We start from the raw sequence: 23,182 nt of genomic DNA, 5'->3' as shown, positions 1-23,182 counted from the left end.
AGTTTGGGAGAGGGATCGATATGCTGCAATATATAATCAGACGTGTGCTGATTGCTATCCCCGTGCTGCTTGGCATCACATTGATTAATTTCTTGATTATCAAGCTTGCGCCGGGCAACCCGGTGGACATGTTCATCAATCCGAATACACCGAAGGAATTGCTGGATACGAAGAAGGAGCTGCTGGGGCTCAACGACCCGTTCTTCCTCCAATATTTCAAATGGCTTTTGAATTTGCTTCAAGGCCAGCTGGGCTACTCTTTCAGCACCTACGCGCCTGTGACTGTCATGATCGGTGAGAGACTTGGACCAACCTTGCTGCTCGCTTCCGCGTCACTTGTCGTCGGGCTTGCGATTGCCATTCCCGTAGGCGTATTAAGCGCGATCCGGCAAAATACGAAATTCGACTATCTCATGACCGGATTGTCGTTCATCGGAACCTCTATTCCACAATTTTTCCTCGGTCTAGGGCTCATTTATATTTTTGCAATCCAGTTCAGGCTGCTTCCGACCGGAGGCATGACGACGCTGGGTGGCTCGGGTGGCGCTTGGGATCTCATTCGTCATATGATTATGCCGGTTTTTGTACTCGGCATTGTGATAGCGGGCAAAAAAGTGCGTTATGTACGCGCCAGTATGCTGGATGTGCTCCAGCAGGATTACTTGCGAACAGCGCAAGCCAAAGGTCTGCATCCCTTTATCGTGACCAACAAGCATGCGCTGCGCAATGCGCTTATTCCAATCATTACAGTAGTGGGAATGGAAATTCCGCTTCTGCTGGGAGGCAGCGTTCTGATTGAGCAAATTTTTCAGTGGCCGGGTATCGGGCAGTTAACGATCCAGTCGATCCTCTCCAGAGACTATCCGACGCTGATGGGACTCAATCTGGTGGCTGCATTTATTGTGCTTGTGACGAATCTGTTCACGGACATTTTCTATTCAGCTGCCGATCCGCGCATTACTTACAGTTAATGGAGGTGGAAGAGACGTGGGCTTACCCGAATACCAACTAAGGGATACAAGCGTGCAGCCGGTGGTATATACCGATCATGTCGAAGCGGAAATTGTGGAGCCCGGAGCATTCAAGCAAATATGGAAGAGGTTTGTCCGGCATAAGCTGGCCGTAGCCGGCCTGATCGTAACGGTGCTGCTTATCTTAACCGCATTGCTGGCTCCCATAATTGCCCCTTATAACCCCGCGACGGTTACAAACAGCTTCTCCGCCGCCCCTTCCGGCCAGCACTGGCTTGGTACGGATCAGGTTGGGCGGGATGTGCTGAGCCGGCTAATCTTCGCGACACGGGTTTCTCTGCTTGTTGGCTTCGTAACCGTCGCGCTTTACGTAACATTCGGCACCCTGATTGGCATGGCGGCTGCTTATTTCGGCGGATGGCTGGATATGATCATCATGCGGATTACCGACATGTTTATGGCATTTCCTTTTCTGATGGTTATTCTTGTTGTGATTAGCGTGCTTGGCTCCAATATGACGACGATTATCCTCGTGCTTGCTTTATTCTCATGGCCGGGTGTTGCAAGGCTTGTACGGGGAAGTGTGCTGGCGATTAGACAGCTCGATTATGTGAAGGCGGGCATAGCACTCGGCTATAAGTCCCCGCGAATATTGTTCCGGCATATTTTCCCCAATGCGGTTGGCCCGATCATTGTAAATGCGACCTTCGGCGTCGCTGCCGCCATTATGAGTGAAGCTGGTCTCAGCTTTCTCGGCATGGGCGTACAACCTCCTACAGCCAGCTGGGGCAATATGCTGACGGACGCCCAGTCTCTGACCGTGCTGACGGATCAGCCTTGGCTGTGGGTTCCATCTGGCACCATGATTCTCGTTACCGTTCTGGCGATTAACTTTGTCGGGGACGGATTGCGGGATGCTTGGGATTCCCGGAACTAGCATACACTCAACCAAACTACCTGCACACAAAAAGAGACAGGCGCCGCTGATTGGCAGCACCTGTCTCTTTGGCCGTCGTCTCCTTCGGCTTACTTCTGGAGCATGTGAAACACTTGCTCGACATCCTTGTCACCGCGTCCGGACAAGTTCACAATAATAATCTGGTCTTTGCTCATCGTCGGCGCCAGCTTCTTAGCATAAGCGACTGCATGTGCACTCTCCAGAGCAGGAATGATTCCTTCTGTACGGGACAGCTCTTGGAATGCGTCCAGTACTTCCTGATTGGTGATCGTTGCATACTCCGCACGCCCTGAAACCTTCAGATGGCTATGCTCCGGCCCAATACCGGGGTAATCGAGCCCCGCAGCAATCGAATAGGTTTTCTTCGGCTCGCCCTCTTCATCCAGCAGCACTAAACATTTGAAGCCATGGATAACGCTTGGAACACCTTCTGTCAAAGAAGGCGCTTGGTCCGGCTCAACCCCGATCAGTCGAACACTTGGTTCGTCAAGATAATGAGCAAATGCACCAATCGCATTGCTGCCGCCGCCTACACAGGCCACTACCGCATCCGGCAGTCTGCCTTCTTTCTCCAGAATCTGCCGCTTAGACTCTTCGCTGACGATTGACTGAAAGTGCTTGACCATCGTAGGGAACGGATGAGGCCCAACAGCCGAACCGAGCAGATAGAACGTGTTCTGGTAGTTGCGGACAAGATCGTCCAGCGCTTCATCGACCGCGTCTTTTAACCGGCCTTGCCCTTTATTGACCGGAACGACAGTTGCACCAAGCAGTTCCATCCGGAACACATTCAGCGCTTGACGGCGCGTATCTTCTGCCCCCATGTAGATGATGCACTCCATATTAAACATAGCGCAGGCTGTCGCTGTAGCCACGCCGTGCTGACCAGCGCCTGTCTCGGCAATAATCCGCTTCGCGCCCATTCGCTTCGCGAGCAAAATCTGGCCGATCGCGTTATTGATTTTATGTGCACCTGTGTGGTTTAAGTCTTCGCGTTTGAGATAGATCTTAGCGCCGCCCCAAGCTTCGGACAACCGCTCCGCATACGTCAGCGGATTCTCGCGGCCAACGTACTCGCGCAAATAATAACGGAGTTCTTCCTGAAATTCGGGATCGTCTTTGTACTTGTTAAATTGTTCAGTTAAATAATTCAACACTTCTTGCAGTTCCGGCGGCACAAAGCTGCCCCCAAACTCCCCGAAATAACCCTCTTGCTGCTGCAACAGTTCACTCATACTGTAAGCGCCTCCATTAATAAAATAGCGATTGTCTAATCTAACTCTATCGTATCATAAATTTTGGCTTTTGAAAGATTAGGAGGATGCTATTTTTAGTGAAATTCCGGGAGGCGGAATGAAGGAAATGTCATTTTAACAGTAGAAATAGTATAGGATGCCGTCTTACAAAAATTTAGATAAATATGACTATAGGAGTGACCGCTGATGAAATCTTCCTTTAACATACTAGGGATCGAACAAATATCCATTCGGGTCCGAGATATAAACGCAGCCGTACAATTTTATCAGAACACTCTGGAGCTGCAGCTCTTGTTCGAGATTCCCAATATGGCTTTCTTTGCATGCAACGGCATCCAAATTATGCTGAGTGTACCTGAGCAGTCTGAGTTCGACCACCCAAGCTCTACTTTCTATTTTAAGGTTGAAGACATTAATGCTGCATATGACACGTTGTTGGGCCGTGGCGTCACCTTTCTAGGCAAGCCTCACAAAGTTGTCGAGATGAATGATACTCAGACATGGATGGCATTCTTTTACGATCCGGATCAAAATATGCATGCCTTGACGAGTCAAGTGCACGTCACACGCGACCAGTAGCCGCCGCTACTGGCTTTCCAGCTCATAGTGATGAATTGGAGAATTTAAATATGAGCTTTTCACCATCGAAGGTTGATCCGAGTCCTTCCTCATAATTTCCTTTCGTATAATGAGATACGGTTCTGCGCCAAAACTTCTGTCCAATGACATTTCTCTGGGACGGATTCGTAAACACCTCCCATTTACCAGTGAACCTTTCGAATATTGTCCTTATGGCGTATTCTGCAACTCCGTTGCCTCTGAATGGCTGCAAAATAAAAAAGTCACTGACAAAATAGTCCACACCCTGCGAACAATACGGGGGAGTCGCAATAAGCGCAAAGCCTGCTGGTCTATCATCTGCTGTGATTAGATAAGGATAAAGAGATTTTGAATGCTCCCACCATATGTTTTGGACATCGTATTGATCATTTAAAGTGATATAATGATCGCCATCCTCAAATATTCCATGCTTGTTGGGGGTATGCCCCGGAATAAGCCCATAATGTCCCGACAAATCGTGAAGGTATAGCGGGTACATATTTTTAATGATATAAGCATCCGCTTTGTCAGTTAGTCTAACTTCTATTTTCATAGCAGGGAACCGCCTATAGCAGACCGGTCGATTTCCACAGGTTCGATTGCATCGAATAAGAAGGGTTGATCCTTCAAAAATTGTCCGATTAAGGCTTGGGCATACTGTTGTTGATCAATTAAACTGGATGTCTCTCTCGAATCAGAAGCATGATGGCTGTAGTTCCCGATCATAACCATAATGAAAAAGCAGTCCAGTTGCCGGGCATAGCCTGCTTCCAGCTTTCTGACACTTTCATAGCCTTCGATCAAAATTCGCCGATGCTTAGGATACAGCCCTATTAGCGTACTTGCGATATCGTAAAGGTAATGGCCATAACCACATCTTCCGAAATCAATGGGACGGGGTTCATCTCCATCAAATACAATATTGCCTGTGTGCAAATCGCCATGGATGAGTCCATAGTTATGTGCAGTCTGATGCATAATGGCAAGCTCGGATAAAATCTTCTCAGCGGCTGCCTGGTATTTTCCCCACGCCTCATCTGACAAAAAACATGAATAATACCGTTCCAACTTCGCTATCTCTTGTCTGAAGCTTTCTGATCCCCATGCAGGTCTCACAAAATCGGAGGTTGGCACGAAACAAGCCGCGGCATCATGAAGTCTCCCCATCATAACGCCCATATTATAGACGCAGCTGTCCGTAAATTCCCCGTTGTGATGCTCCCCCTCTACCCATCTCATTAGCGTGACATAGGGACGCCGATATCCATCCTCCGTATCCATCTCCAATACAAAAGAGCCATTACGGCTTGCCAGCCCTTCTGGCACATTCAGATCATCCGACTTGTTCAATGCTTCAAGCATAGCAAGCTCCGAACGAATTTCCGCTTCACTCCATCGGTCTGAATGAATACGAAGCAAATAACTTGTCCCCGGATTGGTCTCGATTTTGTACGTTATGCTATCTGAAAGCTGAATAAATCGAATGCTCTTCCAGGCTAAGTCATACTGTTGCATGGCAGATAGAGCAACTTTTCTCGCTCTGGTCAGCAACGACTGCCTATTCTCATCCGTATCATTTTGAAAAAAATCAATCATGTTTTCCCTCCTGTATGTGAATAGCGAACCAGTTATTCGTTATGCCAATCATTATACAAGTGGCAAAATTGTAGAAATATAGAACAAACAATTAAGAGTTGTTCATGCGAGAAAAAGCCGCATCGGAATTTTGATCCGATGCGGCTTTCAGTAATCTGTTATCTTATTTCATATGCATTGTATAAAACTAATTGCCCTTTTTACAGATTAACGCATAGAAATGAGTATTATCCCACCGATTGTATTGTGGCGGGTAAATGTCCACTCTTTCTATTTTTTGAAAACCTAGATTATTTAATAAAGCAATTTCCGAATCTACAGTTCTGTATTCTGCAAAATAGTTTGTCTGAAGCTCGTCAGACCATCCATTAATGACAACATCCTCTTTAATACCCATTTGATTCTTAACAATTAAAGTCCCCTCTTGAGGCAATATCTTGCCTATGCGGGAGTATATAAGTTTTGCTTCCTCCCGATTGAAACAAGACATCACACCGAATAAAGACACAATATCAACCGATTCGGCAGTATCAAAATCGAGCAGGTCCTCGTTGATGATCTCTACATTCCGATGACTGTTAATAAACTTTGAAAATTCAGGGTACTTTTCAACTGCGATAATTTTTTGAAAATCATCAGCTAAATGATTGATAAGCAGTCCTGTTCCAGACCCCAAATCAAGCAGTACCTTATTCTGATCGGCAAAGCGTTTCATCAATTCAACATCAAACGTTGTAAAATCTTTCGCCTTGTTGCGAGTTTCATACGGATTCTCAATTTTTTCAGCCATCTTGTCATAATAGGATTGCGCATTTTTGTTATTCAACTTTACTTCCACCCCCTGGTAAAATGTAAAGCATTTTTATAATCCTCATAAGTGTCGATATCTCGGGCTCTTATCTGAAGTAGTGTTAAAGGCAATAGCTCTTCAATTTGATTAAAAACATTGTCCACTACATATTTCACATTAGAGCTTCTTAAGCATGCTGGACCCGACCACTCGAAAACCCCTGAATCGTATGAAAAGGCGATAGCCTGGCCATCAGCATCGGTTTGAATATATACCGGATCATCACTCACAATAGAGCTGCAGCCTATATACTCACCTTCGAATGAAAGACATTTTTCAATATCTTCGGGGTGCACGAGAAGATCGCCGTCCCATGCAATCGCATATTCATTGGCATGTCTTGCCCCAAGATAAAAACTAGCTCCCGTCTTGGTTTGGAAATAATCATGATTATAAACAAAAATGACATCTGTTCTAATCTTCAGGACGGTTTGAATAATTACATTTGACTGAAAACCTATAACAATTCGGACATCCTCCATTTTCCTGAAGCTATCGAGCTGAATTTCTATCAGTTTCTTCCCATGTAATTCTATTAAAGCTTTCGTTTGTCCTAATCCCAGTCTGGACCCGATACCCGCGCAGCTTAAAATAACAGATTTGCCAGGCTGCCTGCTTTGAATTTGATGCAGCAACCTCAATAATGAAGCTTCACTAAAGACAGCATAGTCCGCAACCGACAGCACACTGTTTGCAGGATAATGGGTTAAACCGCATGCTATAGAGATGTCCGATTCACGCATGGCCTCACTGTCATTATTTCCATCGCCAATGAAAACAACCGTTTTACCTTGCTTCTTGAATTGCTTTACGACATCTTCCTTCTTAAGGATTTCTGTTAATTTAATTAATCGGTCATTATGTACCTCACCCTTGGACGCGAAAAATCCACACCCGATTCGACTTACTAATTTCTCAATCCAATCGGTCAGATTTCCCGTAACAATATAACATTGATTCGAGTGCTGTCGAATAAAATGGACGACCACAGAAAACAAACGCACTTCTTCTAATAAATTATTAATATCTGAAACTGGAATTTGTTTTAAAATATCCACTCTTCTTATAAAACTTTCCACAAAGGGTATATTTCCATTTAACGTTTCCTGCGTCAGAATATCAATTTGCGCATCAATTCCAAAATACTTAGAAATTTTCGGAAGTGTTTCTTCTGCAGTAATTGTTCCGTCTAAATCGAACAAAAAGACAAGATTGTTATCCATATGAGATCCCCTTAACTTCTAACTGTTAATTGCTTTATAAGCATATCAACTAGAGTAAAGTCGAAATTTTTCAAAATAGGTCGGATAGATTTCTGACGAATATTTTCGAGCAAGTCATCAGGTATTGCTTGTTTAGAACGATAATCATAGAAGTGCAGGTTATGTAAATGTTCGAGTTTCTTCTTCTGATCTTCAGCTGTAATCCCTTCATCATCAAGCAAACAAATGGTGGGTTTACCCAAAAGTGTTGCCTCAGCATGGATCGAAGAGGCTCCGTTGCATATAACGATATGAGAACGCTGGATTAAACTTATGGAATCCTCTTGCGCCGAAACGACCTCAACTCCTTGTATTTCTTTTAACGCTACTTCAATAATCTCTATGTCTTTCCACACCGGCAATTTAATGTGAACATTGGATCTTAGCAAGGGCAGCAAATAGTCTACAAATCCGTTAACCCCATATTTCGTTCTTAAATGTTCAACCATACTAACGAAAAGCATCATTTCTATCGGCTCACTGGACTCTTGAGTATTTCGATAATGTTTATAATCGGACACATATTTAATCCAGCCCGCTTCATACACTTTCGTCCCTTTGCTCGCAATCATTCTCTCTACTTCTGCAGCCTGATAGGGTGCCAATATATAATCAAAGACATCTAAAAATCTATATTCATTTAAATTTGTATCTCCATATGGAGTCAATAAATCATGCGGTATATACATGGAGACTAATGGTTTTAGGTAAGCAATCATTTCAAGAGGGGATACATAGTTAGGATATAGGGTAGTAAAAATTGGTGCAATGTGTGACGCAACCCTTAGGCTTAGGTTTGTATGTGCAGATGTAATATAGACTATAGGGCCGCCTAGGTGCTCCTCCAAGTATTCATATACATTGCCTTTAAATTTCCCGAAATCAATTTCGATAACTTCGTATCCTTTACTTCTAAGGTCCTCACATAGGTTTGCGAGAACATACTCCGAATCAACGCCTGACGTAATAATTTTCATCCCCATATTTTAACTCCTTTATTTAAAAACACGGATATTAGAAAGTGCTATCGTATCACTAGATATTCGAATTCCACATACACCTGTTCGCTTTAAGAGATTATCTTCATATTCAATTATGGTTGTATTCATTCTTTTGATCGTAACATGTGTGGGTGAAACGGATAATGATACTTGGATGGAGTAGATATTGTCATGTGGTTCCACTACCACATTCGCAGTAGCTAATTCCTTCCACAATCCATCATTTCTCCACAAAGAAACCCTAACTGTAGTAAGATCGATCAGTTGCAGAAGTGCTGCATACATGTTCATGTCACTTGGCCCTTGATAACTTCCGACTAAGGATGTATGACCACTGCCTAAAACACTCCAGGAAAACTCCCCTTCAATAGTAATACTAACAGAGTCCGGCTGTTGTCCTTTGGTTACAGCGATATTGAAAGAGTCACGGGGTGCACTAATATAGCCTGTACTATCTTGAATAGGATATCCCAGTACATTCCTCCAATTAAGTCCGGAATGTAGGTAGTTTGTCAGCGACAATCTCGATGCAACATAAACGCATGCTTCTTTCTCTAGTGACCCTGGGGAGCTTGAAAGCATATCATAAGTTCCATCAGGTAATACACCGACCGAAGAGTAATCAAAGTTCCCTGGTACAATCTGATCGGGAATGGCAATTTCATAAAACCCGCTATGATGAAGAGTCTTCCTCAGAATTGGCTCATCCATATTTTGCGATACATTATATAAGATCAACGTTCTGCATGATACTTTTACTAATTCCAGCATGCTTTCTGAAGTTATCAATTTATGAGTAATAGTTGGTGATATTACTCCAATACAAGCATGATCCAAACCTTTTGTTTTGAGTGCAAAATCTTCATATGCCATATTTGAACCATCTTCAAATAGAATGATCTTATTTTTGCGAACAAATTTTCTGGCTACATTATAGGTTTGAGGACAAGCCAATATCACATCCGCATGCCTATAATAATATAATTGGTCCGCCACATTCCGCATTTGTTCAGGAAGTTCTATATCATCTTCAGAACTGTTAAAACTATTTTTAAAATAATTATAAACATTATTTATGAGATTCATGTTGATGTCTCCCGTAAATTATTTTCCATACTTAAAGTCTTTTTTTACAATTCCTTAATAATATATTCACTATTATAACATGGGTATTAATTGTCAAACGATCTAGATTACTAAATAAATAATAAACTGCGTTTGCCGCAATCCTACCCTAATAAATTTTTGTCACCTCTAGCTGAAAAAGCCCCCTAAGATGATCCTAGAGGGAATGAATATTTTTAAATTATGATTGTGTCTGACACCGCGCAGTCCAGAATCCCAACATTTCCACTTCGACGTGAGGTGCTTCGTGTATTATTGACGACTTGCACAAGAAGTATAGAGAAGAGCATCTCTAAGGAGATTCCTCTCTTCCGTTTAATGAGCCCCTTTATAGGCTTTAAAAATCGGATTTTCCCCGCAAACCATAAGGCCCTGTCCCCAGTTAACGTGCGTATCTTCGGATGGAAGATCCTCAGGATCGCGGTACTGGAACAGTACGTTGCGGCGAATCCGGTCGCTTCGGTTAGGTCCTGAACCGTGAATGGTCAAGTAGTTGAAAAACAGTACATCGCCTGCTTTGGCCGGACAAGGCGTTCCCATCGAGATCGGATATTCCTTGTGATTCAGATAATGCTGCCCGATATGCGCGATCGGCCCTGCCTTGTGGGACGCTGGGATGACACTCAGACAGCCGTTCAACTCATCCGTGTCATCCAAATGCACACTGGCTGCCATCATCGTATGCTTTTCGTGAGGGAAGTAAGGCGCGTCTTGATGCATCGGAAATGCGGCGCCATTCTCAGGCGGCTTTACGAGCATTTTCGAATGATGAAGCTGTACGTTAGGGCCGATCAGCTTCGACAGGATCGCCGCCATGTTAGGATGGGACAGCGCCCGAGTAAAGCTCGCATCATGATAGTGAACGTCATGGAACCCTTTGAGCACTAGCTTCTTCATATCTTCTTGCGGCAAATAATCGCCTTGCCATGCCGCATTATGATCCAGCGTCGTTTTTGCCGCCCGCTCGATAATGCCCTCCATTGCCCCCCGCATCATCTCGATCTCTTCGGTATTAAAAACGCCTTTCACCAGCAAATATCCATTCTCCCGATAAAACTCTGCTTGCTCCTTCGTAATCATCGGATCAGCTCCTTCAATCTTGTGATCAAGTACTTTCGATGTTATTGTAAAATGAAATCGGTATCGGCGTATTTGACGGGATCGGACAGCTTTTTGTACTTTTTGGACAGAGGAGGCAAATGGATGAATGCACATGAGAGCAGGGATCGGGAAAACTGGTTAAATATCGCAGCAGAGTCTCTGGCAGGCAGCCAGCTCTCTTTTCAGGTTCAATATTGGGGCATCAATCCAAGTCATTACGACAACCCTCTTCACAAACACTCCTTCTACGAAGCATGTTACGTGAGGGACGGCGAGGGCATCTATCAGGATCACGATACTGAATATCCGCTCCGCAAGGATACGCTATTCCTGTCCAAGCCGGGTATCCTCCACCAAATTCGCAGCGAAAACGGCCTTGATTTATCGTACGTGGCGTTTGAGATTGACGAGGCAAATTCGGCTCCCGAGGTCGTTGCGAGTTACCGCTTGCTGTTGGATTCTTCGAATTGTATCCGGTACGGAATCGGGGAGACGCCGGCCGCGTTGATCTGGCGAGCTCTCATCGGACAAACCCGGCAAAACGATTCACTGTCCGATTCGCTGCTGAATAGCACCGCACAATCGCTTCTGCTCTCCTTGTGCAGTGCCTTCTCAGAGGAGAACGAGGAAGAACGGACACTGCCCCCTCGCAAACTGTCGCATCATTCCATGCGCAGCGCCGTCTTGTATATCCGCGACAACCTGTCAGCAGATTTGTCCGTCAAGGATGTCGCCCGGTATATGCATCTGTCGGTCCGCAGCCTATCGCGTTTATTTCATGAGAATTTGCAAGTCAGCTGCCAAGACTACATTCAACGGGAAAAAATGAAGCGCGCCGTTCATCTGATCCGGCACACTGATCTTGGCTTCTCAGAAATTGCGGAACGGGCCGGCTACGGGAGCGTGCATTATTTTACAAGAGTGTTCACGAAGATCTACGGCGTATCGCCTGGAAAATATAGAAGCGGCCAATAGAGGCCGCTTAGGCTGGACAGGGACTTACGTGACAAGGATTCGCTGCGCATTTTGGTTCAGTCTGCCATTCTTGATTCCATGAACTTCATCGCCTTCACGCCGAATCACGGATAGAACCTGCAAAAAGGCATCCTAAACTCAAAACGCTCCGCTCCTCCCACCCTCAATTAATTACCATCTTCTAACCATCATATAGCTTTCCTTCACACTTTGAAGTAGTTTGCTGCAGACTGCTGCTGATCAAAATGTAAATGTGCATGTTGGCAGCCGTAATATCGACGATTATCCGCATCAAAATGCAAATATGCAGTTTGATTGGCTTAATAAGCCTCAATAGAGCGAAATGGAGTAATTTTAAATGCACTTTTGCATTTTGAGCACTGTTTTAGGTCATTTGAGGCTCAACAAAATGTACTTTTACATTTTGTTTCGAAGATCAAACAGAACGCAGAAGTGAGGAGCCGATATCCCTTGGAGCAATTTAGAGCTTCATTACGGCAATTTGCTCACCATGGACGATTTCGCCGTTTTCAAGGAAGCCACAGCTTTCATAAAGCTTTCTCGCGGTCACGTTATCAACTCCATAAGAAATCCAACAGTATTGAGCAGGACCTGCCGGCAAGGTGCGGACAAATTCCACGATTTTTTGCATCGCTTCCCGGCCATATCCCTTGTTCTGATATCGCTGGTCAATCATCAGCCTCAGAATACAATAGCTGTCGTCTGCCATTGTCGGAAGATCATATCCCGTAATTTTATAAGTAATCATAACAAAGCCGACCGGCTGCTCATCCGCGTAAATAGCAAATGGATAGGGATGTCCCCCATTGGTTGCAAGGACATAGCACGAAGCTACACTTGATAGATTTGACGCAACAAAACGCCTTTGATCTTCAGAAACTTCCAGATTAAATATTTCACGCCGGTTTTCCAGCGTAATTTTTCTGAGGGTAATCATGTAGAGTCTCTCCCATCCTTATCTTAATAAGTTATGCCGCGGCCGCTTAACTAACATACAATCTATGCCAAAAAAGTAATAGACTTATGTTGAATTTTTTTATAGACTATTATGTATTCATGGCTTTTTTAGGGATTATATTTTGGGTACTACAGATCAACTGGCACATCACTGTTCCGTTTTGCAGTTATACAAGTACAATTACATAAAAAAAGAAGCCGCTCCTAGCAATGGAGCGGCTTCTTAAGGTAGAACTTGGTTAAGTATTACACAATCTTATCTGTTCAAGCAGCTCCAATGGTTCAGCTAACTTGGGATAACCTTTAATTCTTTCACTTATGTAAGGGGGAACAAACCATGTGGCTTGATAAGCCGTCATTCCAACTTTGGCCGCACCCTCGAGCTCATTCGATCCGCCGTCTCCAACAAATAGAGATTCGGCCGGGGAGACCCCCATTTTTTCACAAGCGAGCTGATAAATTTCTGGATTTGGTTTTGCTGCTTTAACCTGATAAGAAAACAATGCAGCGTCAAAGCAGGCCGCCAATTCGGAAGAATGCCATGCCGTGACTTCCTCTTGCGTACAATTACTTATTAAACAAATTTTGATGCCCAGCTCTTGTACTTGTTCAAGCATACGAAGAATTCGCTGATCCAGGCTGCTGAAAACTATCGCTTTCTCAGCTATTCGCTCTCTATGTAAGGCTTCAATAATGTCATTATCAACGGGATGATCCAAAACCTTTAAGATCTCTGCTATAACGGAAGGAAAATCGGAGTAGGTGCCATCCATTCTTTGTTGTTGTCTAGCGTTCCACTCCGTACGAAATAAGCTCGAATCCACACCGAGAGCCTCTTCCAACAGAGTCGAACGGGCTGCTTTTCGGCTGCCATTCACAAATTCCGAAATGAGCGTTTCAAACAAATCAAAAAAGACTGCTTTCACTTTCATGAAGCCCCTCCTATTATTTAAAATCTAGTCAAAATAAGAAAAAGCGGCCGATAAGGGCCGCTACCATCTTACTTATTTATTGCAAAAACCGCAATCTTTTTCCCAAACTGACCGATCCATACTTCTCCATCGCCAACCATAACGCCTTTCCAATTGACGAACAGGTCAGCTTCCTTCTGAGCAAGCAGTTTTTTCTTCACTTTATCGGTGATGATTTGGTTGTATTTCGCGATAAATTGCTTTTTATTTTTGATTTCAATACTTTTCCCTCCGCTATTCACACGCAGCGGGTAGGATACCAAACCAGCGACAGCCTCTTTATTTTTCGCTTTTACTTCCTTCTGCAGCTTGCTGAAAAATGTAGAGAAAGCCGCAGCATTATCGATACCGGCAACCTCATAAGGATTGTTTTGTTTTACGGCTGCGGCCGTTGGAGCCGGACTTGCCTTACTCGCTGCTACTGTATTGGAAGCTGCCACCACCTGACCGCTCAACGCTGTTACGGCAATAATGAAGCTGAATAGAAATAAGCTTTTTCTCATGATGTATGACCTCCATCGGTTTGTTATAAGCCAATTATAAAGGTCACCTGTGTCCAACGTGTGTAGACGATAACTCGCTTTATTTCCCCGTCTTGATGGCCGCATCATGGGCTTTAGCAAACTCAGCCGGCGTAATTTCTTTGCCGAACAAAGCCTGAATTTGATTCAAGTGAACCTCGGCCGCGCCGGATGCCATCTGCACATCGGTAAACAGCGTAATGTTTGTAGCTTTGTTCACCTCGTTGAGCAGGTCAATATAGAGCTGTGGAAGCTGGATTTTCGACGTATCCACCTTCGTAGCCGGAATAACGCCAGCCCCCGTGACCGATTCTTCTCCCCAACGCTTCACGAAGTACTCCACAAATTTTTTCGCTTCTGCCTTCACTGGAGAATTCTCAGCAACGAACAAACCCACGCCAGGACCGCCTACCCAGCTATCGATATCACTCTTCCCTTCACCAACGACCGGAAATTTGAAGAATCCGATGCTATCGCGGAATGGCTGCGGAATGTCCTGATTGGTTGTGTAGTTCGGAAGCTCCCATGTCCCCATCAGATACATGGCAGCCTCGCCGTTCATAAATTCCGCTTTAACCTCGTCATTCGACAGACCGTTAAAGCCTTTGTTAAAGGCATTCATATCCACAAGGTCCTGAACACGCTTCGCCGCTTCAACTAGCCCCGAATTCGAGAAGGAAGCTGTGCCCTTAATCGCGTTCGCAAGCGTCTCCGTACCCGCTACCCGATCAGCCAGGTACATGTACCAGAGGGAACCCGTCCAGCGATCCTTGTTGCCGAGTGCGATGGGCACCACGCTTCTCTCGGCAAGAGTCTTCACAACTTGCAGAAACTCATCATAGGTCGTTGGAATCTGCAAACCATACTGCGCAAAAATTTTCTTATTATAATATACCGGAGCGATATTGAACTCCAGCGGAAGTGCATACGTCTTGCCATCAATGGCATACGCTTCTGTAGTACCGGCGACGAATGAGCCTTGCAATTCACTCTGCAGCAGTTCATCAAGCGGTGTGAATAGTCCGCCTTCCACGAAGGGCTGAAGATAGCCGGCAGCCCATGTCATGCCGACATCCGGCAGATCGTTAACCGCAGAGAGCACTTTCATTCTGGCTTTATAGCGCTCATTCTCAAGCACTTCTTGCTTAATGATGATGTTAGGATGATCTGCCTGATACTCGTCTATGATTTTGTTCACAATCTGGTGTTGACCCAGTGCACCCGCTTCCGGAAACAGATGCATCATGTTGATTGTCACTTTTTCACCTGATATGGCATCCGGAGTACGATTATTGTCGTGCGAGCCTCTGCCGCAACCGGAAATAGCAGCAAGAGCCAGGACAACTATAAGTGCCAATAACGCTCGATTTTTTATGTGCACGCTCGTATCCTCCACCAATCATCATGACAATTCAACAGGACGGACATACTTTGAGCGGAATGCTGCTCTTACTCCTTGACTCCGCCAAGGGCCACGCCCGCGATAATATACCTCGACAGCAGAAAGTATATCACAAACAACGGCAGCACCGTCAGTGAGAGTCCCATGTAGATTGAGCCGAACTCCGTCTTATAAATATCACCTTTAAGCAAGCTCACCATGATCGGCAGCGTGTACTTATCCTTCTGCGTAAGCAGAATTAATGGCAGGAACAGGTTGTTCCAGCTGGCAACAAAGGCAAAGATCGCTTGTGTCGCGATGGCTGGCACCATGATCGGCATGACAATCCGGTTAAACGTATAAAATTCACCTGATCCGTCAATCCGTGCTGCCTCCACCATTTCAATCGACAGCGTTGCAAGCAAGTATTGGCGCATGAAGAACACAATCGCCGGAGCCGCAATAGAAGGCAGAATCAACGGTAAAAAGTTGTTCGTCCAGTGCAGCTGATACATGAACTGGTAAAAGCCGATCGCACTCGCCTGTGCCGGAATCATCATGACACACATGATGAATGTGAAGAAGGGCTGGCGCATCTTCCAGTTGTATACGACAAGCGCATAGGCCGTAAGAGATGAGAAGTAGACTGCGCAAAGTGTCGAGAAGCCTGAAATGATAAGCGAGTTAAAAAAGCCCTTAAGCGGATCAAAGCTCTTGCTCAGCAGCACATCCAGGTTGGTCATCATGTGTATTGAAGGCAATAGTGACAGACCGCTTTGAATTTCTGGTGTTGAGCGCGTCGCATTGACGAACATAATCCAGAACGGCAGGATGCTGAGCAGCGACAGGGCGATGCAGACGATATAGATGATCGTTTTATTGATGTTAAGAGCGACTACAGTGTCTTTGCGGATTTTGGCCATGACTCACATCCCCCTTGCCGCTGCTTGTGCAGCTTTATTCATCTTCTTTTGCACTTTCTTGAGTCTTGCTGCGTCGCGGTCACGCATGAAGTAGAACAGCAGTCCCGACAGGATGCCCGCAATGACGAACATAATCATGCTCGCTGCCGCTGCAGTGTTATACATATAGCTGCCCTTGAAGGCCTGGCCGTAAATAAACACCGAGGTGGTAAGTGTAGAATCATCCGGTCCTCCGGCAAGGAACATCTGCGGGATATCGAACATCTGCAAGCCGCCGATCATCGAGGTGATTAGCGTATAGAGCATAATCGTTTTCAGACTTGGCAGTGTAACACGGAAAAAGGTTTGGAACCCGCTGGCTCCATCCATCGCCGCTGCCTCGAATAATGCCGGATTAATGCCCATAACGCCAGCGATCAAAATAATCATCGTGTTGCCGTACCACATCCAGAATTGGATAAATGCTACGATGCCTCGTGCAGTCGTCTTATCCTGCAGGAAGAAGACGGCGGAATCCGTCCAGCCCAGCATCTCGAACAAACTGTTTACAGGACCCATTGGGTATGCGAACAAAGAGTTGAAAAGTACAGCGATCGTACTCGCCGTGATAATATTCGGCATATAGAGCAAAACTTTAAACGTGCCTTGACCCCGTACTTTGGTACGGCGATTCGTGAACCACGCCGTAAGTAAAAGAGCTAGCAAGATCTGAGGGACGAAGTTGGCAATCCAGATAATTCCGGTATTGATTAGCGATTTTCGGAACGAGACATTGTGGAATAGAATATCGATAAAGTTCTGGAATGGATTGTCGAGAATATGAATCGGCTTCGGGATTAATCCTTTCATATCAGTGAACCCGATGACCGCAGTATACAAAGTCGGATATAACGAGAAAACGAGAAACGCAAGTACAAATGGCAGACTAAATAAATAGCCGTATTTCGAATAGTTCACGCCCTTGTGACGCATGGCCCCCACCCCATCAATTAATATAAGGGGCGGTAAACCGCCCCCAGAGCAATTTCTCGACAGCCTGGGGGCGGTAATCCCGCCCCTTTGGCGCCGTATTATTTGCTATCGATACCGAGTTGATCTTTAACTTGCTGTTTGAAGTCCGCTAATGCTTGCTCGCGGCTCTTGTTGCCTGCCGTGTACTCACGCACTTGTCCGCGCCACAAAATATTGATCGACTCATCATACTGAGTAAGGTTTTTGCCTGAAGCGTTGGCATTGGCCGGAACAAACACATCAAACATATTTTGTCCGCCCAGCAGTGCAACTTCGCCATTAGATTTGGACATAACGACAGACGATGCCACGCTGTCCTTCGTGCCTTGCTCGCCATCTTTCATCGTGCCGTTTGCCCAGTAATATTGGAGGCCTGTCTCGGAAGTATCCAGTGTGATCCACTTGATGAAATCGGCAACCGCTGCTTTTTTCGCATCGTTTTTAGCCGCGTCCTTGTTCGCCAGCAGCCATGTGCCGCCCCAGAAGAAGCCAGTTGGCGGTTCCGTAACTGCCCAATCGCCATTCGTATCTTTTACTTGACCGTTCATGACGTAGTTAATGAGCCAAGCTGGACCGAAGAAGCCGAAGATCGGTTGTTTGCCGGTACCAGACATATCGGCGTACCAAGCTTCTGTCCAGTCTTGCGTATCATTATGATAGCCGTTGTCTTTCAGCTTCTTGGAAAGATCGAGGAACTGCTCGCGCTTCGGATCCACATTAAGCTTGCCGTCGACAATCCAGCCCGCGTCGGAGCTATTCTCAATCGGGTGCCAGATGTCGCCGTCGCCGGAAACGATGCCATAGCCCTTAGCCTTCAGCTTGGCCGCCGCATCGAAAAACTTATCCCAGCCAGGACCTACTTCGTTCTTAATGGCTGCGGAATCATCCGTACCAAAGACTTCTTTCGCAATCGAACGGCGATAGATAAATGCGCCGCCAGTCGCTTGATAAGCAAGACCTTTAAGCTGGCCATCCTTGCTGCCAATATCAACGGAATATTGGGCGATACCGGCGTCCTTCACCATTTGATCATCAAGACCAAGATCCGCATAGTTGGCCGCGTAGTCGGCTGCATCTCCTTGTGTGTACTTGAGGACAAAAGCGGCTTCCGCCGCATAAATATCCGGTGCATCCTTGCCGCCGCTCGCAAGCGCCTGGTCAAGAGCCGGCTGATAAGCGCCATCTGTCGTTGCGATAACGGTCGTCTTAAACTCGACATTCGCATCCGGATGGGCTTGAAGATACTTGGTGGTCATGTTCGGAATTTCATCGGTGAAGCTCCAGAGGTTGATGGTGACCTTTTCTTTGGGTTTGTCGGTCGCCGCAGGCTCAGAACTGCTGCCTGGCTGGTTTGTTGCTCCGTTTTTAGGAGAGTTTGTGTTTCCGCTGCACGCAGCGAGAACCGAGGTTAACAAGATAATTGCAGTGGTTGCAGCTAAAAAGCGTTTCATATCTTTATCCTCCCTTTTATACGCTTACAGTTACTTTGTAACCGCTGTCATCATTATAGTGTTTGTCGTATAAGCGTATAAGGAACCTGCGATTGGGAGAAATTCCACTTTTATTGGATCGATGAATCAGTGTCCAGCACTTGATGCCGATATTGGCTAGGGCTTGCCCCTTCGTTGTCTTTAAATACTTTGATAAAATATTTATCCGTCTGGTAGCCGACTTTCTCCGCAATCTCCCAGATCGGCATTCTTGTCGTCACTAGCAGCTCCTTCGCTTTCTGCAGTCTTCTCCGTGTCAGATAGTCGCTAAAGGTAACGCCCGTCTGCTCCTTAAACAGCACGCTGAAATAGCTTGCATTCAAGTGCAGCTGCTCCGCCACCTGCTTCATGCTGATCGATTCATGCAGGTGATTGTAAATATAACTGATGGCGTCCTTAATCGATGTGCCGTACCGTGCTTCATCACGGCCTACTTCAAGCAGCTTGCGGTCCACAAGCTTCTCCATCGCATCCAAGCGCTCCCTGCCGCTGTCTACCGCAAGCGCTCTTTGCACCGCATCAATCAATATCGATTTGTCCAGGGGTTTGAGAATATATTCGAACACGCCGAGCTGCAGCGATTTCTTCGCATATTCGAATTCGGCATAGCCGGAAATGACAATGACAACAGGCAGTTGACTGCGCGAAGCCATCCGCTCCAACATTTGCAATCCGTCGACTTCTGGCATCCGCACATCGGTAATGATAATATGCGCCGTATTCGTTTCCAGCCATTCCAGCGCCTCAACCCCGCTTGCCGCAATCTCGATTCGATGTGCGCCTGCCGACCAAGCCACGAGCGTTTTCTGTATTCCCAGTCTAGTGCGCGGTTCATCATCCACGATCAATATCGTTCTCAAGACAGTCCATCTCCTTCTGGAGGAATCGTAATGTCAAAGCTTACAGTCGTGCCTGCGCCTGCCTTGCTGTCGATCTGCAAGCCGCTTCCACGTTCATTCGTGTTCGGGTAATACAGCTTAAGGCGCCGCTGAACATTGGACATGGCAACCCCGGCTCCCTTCTTCGGTTCTTGGGAAGGTACGCCTTCGATACTCTGCATGAGTTTGTTCAATGCCTCGCCATCCATGCCCACTCCATCGTCGATTACAGCGATAGTCGCAAAGCCGGGTTTGGCTGAAAATACGCGAATTGTAACCGAGCCCGGACTAATCCGGCTCTCTACCCCATGCAGGATTGCGTTCTCCACTAGCGGCTGGATGATCAGCTTGGGAATCGGCACCTGCAGCAGTTGCTCGTCGGCCTCGATAAACCAATGAAGCCGGTCAATCAGCCGCATCTTCATAATTTGCAAATAACGCTGCGCGTGCTCCAGCTCATCGCGAATAGTTACGCGTTCGTCGTTGTCGGCCGCGCTGCCAATGACATAGCGGAACAGTCCGGACATAGCGAGAATCGTCTGGGCAAGCTCGCTCTCCTCTTTTTCCTCCAGCGACCAATAGAAAGCCTCCAGCGTATTGAATAAGAAATGCGGATTGATCTGGGCTTGCAGCGCCTTAAGCTCGGTGCGGCTCTGCGTAATTTCCTTCTCGTAGACGACTTGAATGAGTTCATTCATATGGGTGACCATCTGGTTGTACGTGTTGTTCAGCTCGTTGATTTCCAGCGTCCGGAAATAGTTGCGGCCGTCCGGGATCACTCTTAGCCCGCCAAATCGGGCACGGCGCATGCTTCTCATCAACTGCTGGATGGGGCGTGTGATCATCGTCGACAGCGGCAACGTTAACAGCAGAAAAGCTAGCGCGGCGATGCCGATAGACACAAAAATAGCGGTTCGCAGCACGGAAATGCCTTCTGTTGCCGCTTCGACCGGCATGAGCAGCACCAGCTTCCAATCGGCCACTTTGGACTGCTGCCTGACGGCAAGCATCGATTCCTGCTCAAGAGTAACCGTGCTGCCTGTTTGCGCAAGCACCGACTTCGCAGCCTCATCGTCAAGATCAGATATAATTGGATTGCCTTCGCTATCGCTGAGCAGCATTAACTCTCTGCTTCTAAAGGGATTTTTCTCCTCCTTCTCCGTCTCTGACTCATACATATTGAAGTACTCGCGATATACATGAACGACTAAATAGCCGCCAGGCAAATAGGAATTGTCCAGCAGATTAATACGTCGGATCGCAAGCACCGAGTCCGACACACGGGGATCGATGCCTACCCAGGCAATCCGTCCTTTCTTTTCATCCGCTTGTGTAAGCGCATTCATAGATATGCGTTTTATGCTTGAATCATCAAGGGGAAACAGCCGTCTGTTATCCAGCGTGTACAGCTCAAGCGAGCTTATGCCGGAGGAGTAAGCCATATAATTATTGGCGATTTGGAGCAAGGACTGGCGTTCGTTAAAGTTCGACGGCATTCCTTTGGCTTCTTTTAACAGCAGCTTCTGCACGTAGGAATCCGTCACCACCTGAGTCGTCAGCGAATCGATTTGCTTCAGCAGCACATCCAATCGGCCGTTGGCCTGGATCGCGGTCTGCTGGATATGTTTTTCCGCACTTTGCTTGAGCAATACGGATACTTCACCATAAATAAACGCACCCGCAAAGACCAGCACGAGGATCATAGTTAGCGTAAAACCGACGAAAATTTGATTTCTCAGCGTGTTAATCTCGCGTAAATTGTTGATCCGATCCGCCCACGTTCTCACATGCACCCAATCCTCGCTTCAGTAGGTTCTAGGTTCAACGTACCTCATTCAAATTGGAGTGTCAAATGGTTGTTGCAGGGCACACAACGGGCAAACAACTAAAGATTTTGGTATTATTCATAAACAAATTAGGATGTCGAGCACTAGAAAGAGTGGCTAAAATAAAGGGTGAACACGATTTCTCAAGTAGGGGATGGTATAACATTGAAGAAGCCAGTTAAGCGCAACGAACCGCTTGTAACCCATATTTATACCGCCGATCCCTCGGCTCACGTATTCGAGGGCAAGCTATACATTTATCCGTCACATGACCTTAATCATGAACAAATATCGAATGACAATGGCGATCAATACGACATGGAGGACTACCATGTGCTGTCGATGGAGGATGAGAACTCCCCTTGCGTTGACCACGGCGAAGTGCTTCATCTGCGCGATATTCCATGGGCGAAGCAGCAATTGTGGGCACCGGATGCTGCTTATAAGAACGACACCTATTACCTGTTCTTCCCGGCGCGTGATCACGACCATATCTTCCGGATCGGCGCAGCAACCAGCTCGTCGCCAGCCGGGCCGTTCGTGCCGCAGCCAGACTACATTCCCGGCAGCTTCAGCATCGATCCGGCTGTCCTCGTTGATGGAGATAGAGCCTACATGTACTTCGGCGGCCTATGGGGCGGACAGCTGGAGAAATGGCAAACCGGCGAATTTATCGCAGATGCTGAAGGGCCTGCTCCCAATGCGCCCGCCTTGGGTCCGCGAGTGGCCGAGCTGTCCGACGACATGCTCACCTTCAAAGAAGCACCGCACGAGATTTCGATTGTCGATTCTTCCGGCCAGCCTATCTTGGCAGGCGACGAGGAGAGACGGTATTTCGAAGGGCCGTGGATGCATACGTACAACGGCAAATACTATCTCTCGTATTCGACAGGCAGCACGCATAAGCTCGTCTACGCTATCGGCGACAACCCGTACGGACCTTTCACTTTCCAAGGAACGATTCTGACGCCGGTCGTTGGCTGGACGACCCACCATTCGATTGTCCAATTCCAGGACAGATGGTATTTGTTCTACCACGACAGCTCCTTGTCCGGCGGCGCCGACAACAAGCGCTGTGTGAAGTATACTGAACTAAAGTATAATGCCGACGGCACGATTCAAACGATCGATCCTTATGGCGCTGAATAAACGCAGAAAGAGGGAGGAGCTTGTGAAAAGCTCCTCCCTCTTTCTGCCTTCCTCCCTGAAATGAGGAACAAAATGCAAATGTGCATGTTGTTCAGCCTCAAAAGCTCCAAAACAGCAATCAAAATGTAAAAGTACATTTAGAAACGGCTATAACAGCTGAAAAGGCTCGATAACGCCTAATCAAAATGCACATTTGCATTTTGAACGATAAATCGCCCAAAAATCGGCCTTCAACCTGTAGTTTTACATTTTGATCCGCTGATTGCTGCAGCCAATGCAGCCTGAACTCGCAAAGCATGACCGGCAAACCTTTTCGGGCAACCAAGGGAAGAGCTTCTAAGCTCCTCCCTCTTTTTGTT

The 23,182-nt window shown here is 46.5% G+C and carries 22 protein-coding genes; 5 read left to right on the top strand and 17 right to left on the bottom strand.

All coding sequences use genetic code 11. The features are described from left to right. Positions 1 to 20 precede the first annotated feature (20 nt). Positions 21 to 971, top strand: coding sequence for an ABC transporter permease (locus tag IEX98_RS14955; protein WP_188890012.1), 951 nt, complete (start codon positions 21 to 23; stop codon positions 969 to 971). 91 nt (positions 972 to 1,062) lie between these two features. Continuing rightward, entirely contained in the window at positions 1,063 to 1,908 is an 846-nt protein-coding gene (opp4C, locus tag IEX98_RS14950) for an oligopeptide ABC transporter permease (RefSeq protein ID WP_229692220.1), read from the top strand. Positions 1,909 to 1,997: 89 nt separating this feature from the next. On the opposite strand, the gene trpB is transcribed toward opp4C, so the two are convergent. After that, entirely contained in the window at positions 1,998 to 3,164 is a 1,167-nt protein-coding gene (gene trpB / locus IEX98_RS14945; RefSeq protein ID WP_188890011.1) for a tryptophan synthase subunit beta, read from the bottom strand. A 207-nt stretch (positions 3,165 to 3,371) separates the two neighbouring features. Between trpB and IEX98_RS14940 the strand changes: the two genes are divergently transcribed. Beyond that, positions 3,372 to 3,764, top strand: a complete 393-nt coding sequence (locus IEX98_RS14940) for a VOC family protein (RefSeq protein ID WP_188890010.1) — start codon at positions 3,372 to 3,374, stop codon at positions 3,762 to 3,764. A gap of 22 nt (positions 3,765 to 3,786) precedes the next feature. On the opposite strand, the gene IEX98_RS14935 is transcribed toward IEX98_RS14940, so the two are convergent. The 7 genes from IEX98_RS14935 to IEX98_RS14905 form a co-directional block, all read right to left on the bottom strand. After that, positions 3,787 to 4,338 (bottom strand): GNAT family N-acetyltransferase, encoded by a 552-nt coding sequence (locus IEX98_RS14935; RefSeq protein ID WP_188890009.1) that lies wholly within the window; start codon positions 4,336 to 4,338, stop codon positions 3,787 to 3,789. Then, positions 4,335 to 5,381 (bottom strand): phosphotransferase enzyme family protein, encoded by a 1,047-nt coding sequence (locus IEX98_RS14930; RefSeq protein WP_188890008.1) that lies wholly within the window; start codon positions 5,379 to 5,381, stop codon positions 4,335 to 4,337. Before IEX98_RS14930 ends, IEX98_RS14935 begins: the two co-directional genes overlap by 4 nt. A 187-nt stretch (positions 5,382 to 5,568) precedes the next feature. Then, on the bottom strand, positions 5,569 to 6,207 hold the full coding sequence (locus tag IEX98_RS14925; protein WP_229692197.1) for a class I SAM-dependent methyltransferase: 639 nt from the start codon (positions 6,205 to 6,207) through the stop codon (positions 5,569 to 5,571). A gap of 2 nt (positions 6,208 to 6,209) precedes the next feature. After that, on the bottom strand, positions 6,210 to 7,454 hold the full coding sequence (locus IEX98_RS14920) for an HAD-IB family phosphatase (RefSeq protein ID WP_188890007.1): 1,245 nt from the start codon (positions 7,452 to 7,454) through the stop codon (positions 6,210 to 6,212). An 11-nt stretch (positions 7,455 to 7,465) separates the two neighbouring features. Further along, complete coding sequence (locus IEX98_RS14915) at positions 7,466 to 8,470, bottom strand: hypothetical protein (RefSeq protein ID WP_188890006.1); 1,005 nt, start codon at positions 8,468 to 8,470, stop codon at positions 7,466 to 7,468. Between the two features lie 18 nt (positions 8,471 to 8,488). After that, the gene (locus tag IEX98_RS14910) at positions 8,489 to 9,580 is read right to left on the bottom strand and encodes a hypothetical protein (RefSeq protein ID WP_188890005.1); all 1,092 of its coding nucleotides are present in this window, start codon (positions 9,578 to 9,580) and stop codon (positions 8,489 to 8,491) included. A gap of 354 nt (positions 9,581 to 9,934) precedes the next feature. After that, positions 9,935 to 10,699 (bottom strand): phytanoyl-CoA dioxygenase family protein, encoded by a 765-nt coding sequence (locus IEX98_RS14905; protein ID WP_188890004.1) that lies wholly within the window; start codon positions 10,697 to 10,699, stop codon positions 9,935 to 9,937. Positions 10,700 to 10,822: 123 nt separating this feature from the next. On the opposite strand from IEX98_RS14905, the gene IEX98_RS14900 reads away from it, so the two are divergent. Further along, positions 10,823 to 11,695, top strand: coding sequence for an AraC family transcriptional regulator (locus IEX98_RS14900; RefSeq protein WP_188890003.1), 873 nt, complete (start codon positions 10,823 to 10,825; stop codon positions 11,693 to 11,695). A gap of 481 nt (positions 11,696 to 12,176) precedes the next feature. On the opposite strand, the gene IEX98_RS14895 is transcribed toward IEX98_RS14900, so the two are convergent. The 9 genes from IEX98_RS14895 to IEX98_RS14855 form a co-directional block, all read right to left on the bottom strand. Next, positions 12,177 to 12,653, bottom strand: coding sequence for a GNAT family N-acetyltransferase (locus IEX98_RS14895; RefSeq protein ID WP_188890002.1), 477 nt, complete (start codon positions 12,651 to 12,653; stop codon positions 12,177 to 12,179). 259 nt (positions 12,654 to 12,912) lie between these two features. Then, the gene (locus IEX98_RS14890) at positions 12,913 to 13,605 is read right to left on the bottom strand and encodes an HAD family hydrolase (protein WP_188890001.1); all 693 of its coding nucleotides are present in this window, start codon (positions 13,603 to 13,605) and stop codon (positions 12,913 to 12,915) included. Between the two features lie 68 nt (positions 13,606 to 13,673). Continuing rightward, positions 13,674 to 14,147, bottom strand: coding sequence for a hypothetical protein (locus IEX98_RS14885; RefSeq protein WP_188890000.1), 474 nt, complete (start codon positions 14,145 to 14,147; stop codon positions 13,674 to 13,676). Between the two features lie 79 nt (positions 14,148 to 14,226). Beyond that, positions 14,227 to 15,540, bottom strand: a complete 1,314-nt coding sequence (locus tag IEX98_RS14880; RefSeq protein ID WP_188890264.1) for an extracellular solute-binding protein — start codon at positions 15,538 to 15,540, stop codon at positions 14,227 to 14,229. 74 nt (positions 15,541 to 15,614) lie between these two features. Beyond that, positions 15,615 to 16,469 carry a carbohydrate ABC transporter permease gene (locus tag IEX98_RS14875; RefSeq protein WP_188889999.1) on the bottom strand — a complete coding sequence of 285 codons (855 nt, stop codon included), beginning with the start codon at positions 16,467 to 16,469 and terminating at the stop codon, positions 15,615 to 15,617. Positions 16,470 to 16,472: 3 nt separating this feature from the next. After that, positions 16,473 to 17,441 (bottom strand): carbohydrate ABC transporter permease, encoded by a 969-nt coding sequence (locus IEX98_RS14870; protein WP_188889998.1) that lies wholly within the window; start codon positions 17,439 to 17,441, stop codon positions 16,473 to 16,475. Positions 17,442 to 17,539: 98 nt separating this feature from the next. Continuing rightward, positions 17,540 to 18,931 carry an ABC transporter substrate-binding protein gene (locus IEX98_RS14865; protein ID WP_188889997.1) on the bottom strand — a complete coding sequence of 464 codons (1,392 nt, stop codon included), beginning with the start codon at positions 18,929 to 18,931 and terminating at the stop codon, positions 17,540 to 17,542. 110 nt (positions 18,932 to 19,041) lie between these two features. Then, on the bottom strand, positions 19,042 to 19,830 hold the full coding sequence (locus IEX98_RS14860) for a response regulator transcription factor (RefSeq protein ID WP_188889996.1): 789 nt from the start codon (positions 19,828 to 19,830) through the stop codon (positions 19,042 to 19,044). After that, positions 19,827 to 21,635 (bottom strand): sensor histidine kinase, encoded by a 1,809-nt coding sequence (locus IEX98_RS14855; protein ID WP_308421789.1) that lies wholly within the window; start codon positions 21,633 to 21,635, stop codon positions 19,827 to 19,829. The genes IEX98_RS14860 and IEX98_RS14855 overlap by 4 nt, the downstream gene beginning before the upstream one ends. A gap of 204 nt (positions 21,636 to 21,839) precedes the next feature. Here IEX98_RS14855 and IEX98_RS14850 point away from each other — a divergent pair, with 204 nt between their 5' ends. Continuing rightward, positions 21,840 to 22,823: a glycoside hydrolase family 43 protein gene (locus tag IEX98_RS14850; protein ID WP_188889995.1), complete on the top strand. Its 984-nt coding sequence runs from the start codon at positions 21,840 to 21,842 to the stop codon at positions 22,821 to 22,823. The last annotated feature ends 359 nt before the right edge of the window (positions 22,824 to 23,182 follow it).

The sequence above is a fragment of the Paenibacillus radicis (ex Gao et al. 2016) genome (assembly GCF_014641555.1).
GTDB classification, from domain to species: domain Bacteria; phylum Bacillota; class Bacilli; order Paenibacillales; family Paenibacillaceae; genus Pristimantibacillus; species Pristimantibacillus radicis.
This window is presented reverse-complemented; position numbering and strand designations above follow the sequence as displayed.